This window comes from Pseudomonas sp. Sample_24 (assembly GCF_004307605.1).
In the GTDB taxonomy this organism is placed as follows: domain Bacteria; phylum Pseudomonadota; class Gammaproteobacteria; order Pseudomonadales; family Pseudomonadaceae; genus Aquipseudomonas.
Window position 1 is genome coordinate 1 of sequence record NZ_RCNW01000285.1, and the last position, 2687, is coordinate 2687.

The following is a 2687-nucleotide window of genomic DNA, read 5'->3' on the forward strand; positions in this document are numbered from 1 at the left end:
AGTTGTTTGTTGGCGGCATAGAGACCGCTAAGGCCGATGTTAAAAGACATGTTCCACTCCTTTGTGCCGGGTTAGTCGGCTCTATATACCAATGGTTTGCACTTTGGACAGGGCGACACTGCCCAGCCCGGCCAGATTGAGCATCAACTCACCGCCGGTCTGGCTGATGGTCACGCTGTTGACGGTCGCCGGCAGGTTGGTGATCAGCGCAACGCTCTGATCATCGATGGTGGTTGTCGCACCGAAGGTGTAGGTACCCGCTGGCGCCACGTTGCCGGCATCATCCTTGCCGTCCCAGGTGAAGCTGGCATTGCCCGCGTTCTGGTCAGCCAAGGTAATGGTGCGAATGACTTTGCCGTCCTTGTCGGTAACTTTCACCTCGGCTTGCGCCACCGACTGCGGCAGGACGACCGAACCGGTCATGCCTTTGGTGGTGTCGACCACCGCCTTGTCGCCCGGCGCGATGACCGAACGGCCGACCAGGGAGGACGCCTGCAATGCCTGGGACGAACCGAAAGTGCCGGCAATGCCGCTCACGGTATCGTTGAGTGTGGTGATGCCTTCCAGGCTGCTGAACTGCGCCAGTTGTGCAACGAACTCACCATTGCCCTGCGGCTCCAGCGGGTTCTGGTTTTTCAGCTGAGTCACCAGCAGTTGCAGGAACGCATCCTTGCCCAAGGCCTTTTTACCGGTGGCACTATTGGCCGCCGACGCCAGGGCATCAGTGTCCTTGTTGGTCTTGATCGAGGAGTTGGCCAGGATGTCGTTGAGTGACAAACCACCGGTGGAATCGGAAACACTCATCTGAGTCGCCCCTTATCACTGACCGAGGGTCAGGACTTTCTGCATCATGGTTTTGGCGGTGTTCATCATTTCAGCGTTGGTCTGGAACGAACGGCTAGCGGAAATCATGTCGGCCATTTCTTCCACCACGTTGACGTTCGGGTAGTAGACGTAACCCTTGGCGTCGGCGGCCGGATGATTCGGCTCGTAGCGCGCCTCGAGGTTGCTCTGGTCTTCGACCACGCCCAGCACCTGAACGCCTTGACCCGCGGCGTCCTGGTTCTGGAACAGCGAATCGCTGCCGCCGCTCTGGCCGCCCTGGAACATGGTGGCGAACACCGGATGACGCGCACGGTAGGTCTGGTCGATGCTCGATGAAACCGTTTCGGCGTTGGCGATGTTCGAAGCGACGGTGTTCAAGCGAGTGGTCTGGGCACTCATGCCGCTACCGGCAATGTTGAAAACACTGGATAGAGACATGGCTTATTCTCCGCGCAGGGCTGACACCAGCCCTTTGAATTTGCTGTTGAGCAGGGTGAAGCTGGCCTGGAAGTTGACGGAGTTTTCCGCGTAGTTCGACTGTTCCAGTTGGGCGTCCACGGTGTTCTGGTCGATCGAAGGTTGCATCGGCGTGCGGTACATCAGCGACTCGTCGCCATTGCCCAGGCCTTCGGCTTCGATGTGTCGGCTGTTGGTCATGTTCAAGGCGAATGTGCCGTTCTTGGCTTTATCGTTCTGAGCCTCGAGCACTTTCGAGAATTCCAGATCCCGCGCCTTGTAGTTCGGGGTGTCGGCGTTGGCGATGTTGTTGGCCAGGACTTCGGCACGCTGCGCGCGGAAGCCCAAAGCCTTTTCATGAATGCCGAGCGCTTTATCGAAGCTGATGCTCATGTCGGGAAACCTTCGGGTGACCTGATTTTTCGTAGGATGGACATAGCAAGCGTCATGCCAATTCAAAAAAGCCCGTAAACCGGGGCTTTGCGCGCAGTGGCAAAGCGGCAATGCCAGAAAAGCGGCAACCGGTTTCCGCTGAATGCCGCTTTTCTGCCGCTTGCACCACGCAACACGCTCCCTGGGTAATGGAAAACGGCAGGCATAAAAAAGGGAGCCCCTGAGGACTCCCGTTTTTAAGTCTGCTGCTTCGCATCATTTCGCCTGGTAAATGATCCCCGGGCTGCACTGGACCATCTGGTAATGATCCGGCAATCCGTTCAGCGCCTCGGAAGCGCCGAGGAACAGATAGCCGCCCGGCTTCAACGTACTGTGAATGCGCAACAGGATGTCCTTCTTCACTTCAGCAGAGAAGTAGATCAACACGTTGCGGCAAAACACGATGTCGAACTTGCCCAGGCTTGCGTAGCTGTCCAGCAGGTTGAACGAGCGAAATTCAACCCGGCTCTTGATCGGCGCCTTGATCACCCAGCGTCCCGGCCCTTTCGGGTCGAAGTATCGCTGCAGCCGCTCAGGTGAGAGACCGCGACCAATGGCCAGGCTGTCGTACTCGCCGGTCTTGCAGTTGTTGAGCATGGTGCCGGACAGATCGGTAGCAACAATCTGCACGCCCATCCTCAATTGGCCCATATTGACCCGCTCGAACTCGTCGATGGACATCGACAGCGAATACGGTTCCTGCCCCGACGAACAGGCTGCCGACCAGATCCGCAGACGCTGGCCCGGACTGGCCTTGATCGCCTCGGGCAGCACCTTGTTCTTCAACACCTCAAACGGATAGGTGTCACGAAACCACAGGGTTTCGTTGGTGGTCATGGCGTCCACAACCTGTTCGCGCAAACCGCTGCGCGGCTGGGTCTGCATGCGCTGAACAAGCTCACCCAACGACTTGATGCCCTGCTGCTCCATCAGTTTGTTGAGACGGCTCGAGACCAGGTACTGCTTGTTTTCAC

Annotated in this window: 4 protein-coding genes; all 4 read right to left on the reverse strand. The window is 57.8% G+C overall.

What is annotated here, in order from left to right:
* Positions 1-81: 81 nt before the first annotated feature.
* A complete protein-coding gene (gene flgD, locus D8V06_RS15730) occupies positions 82-804 on the reverse strand; it encodes a flagellar hook assembly protein FlgD (RefSeq protein ID WP_056853150.1) in 723 nt (240 codons plus the stop codon).
* A 15-nt stretch (positions 805-819) separates the two neighbouring features.
* The gene (gene flgC, locus D8V06_RS15735) at positions 820-1263 is read right to left on the reverse strand and encodes a flagellar basal body rod protein FlgC (RefSeq protein ID WP_007937507.1); all 444 of its coding nucleotides are present in this window, start codon (positions 1261-1263) and stop codon (positions 820-822) included.
* Positions 1264-1266: 3 nt separating this feature from the next.
* On the reverse strand, positions 1267-1674 hold the full coding sequence (gene flgB / locus D8V06_RS15740; RefSeq protein WP_056853151.1) for a flagellar basal body rod protein FlgB: 408 nt from the start codon (positions 1672-1674) through the stop codon (positions 1267-1269).
* Positions 1675-1929: 255 nt separating this feature from the next.
* The coding region (gene cheR / locus D8V06_RS15745) for a protein-glutamate O-methyltransferase CheR (protein ID WP_130931269.1) at positions 1930-2687 on the reverse strand (758 nt) is incomplete at its 5' end.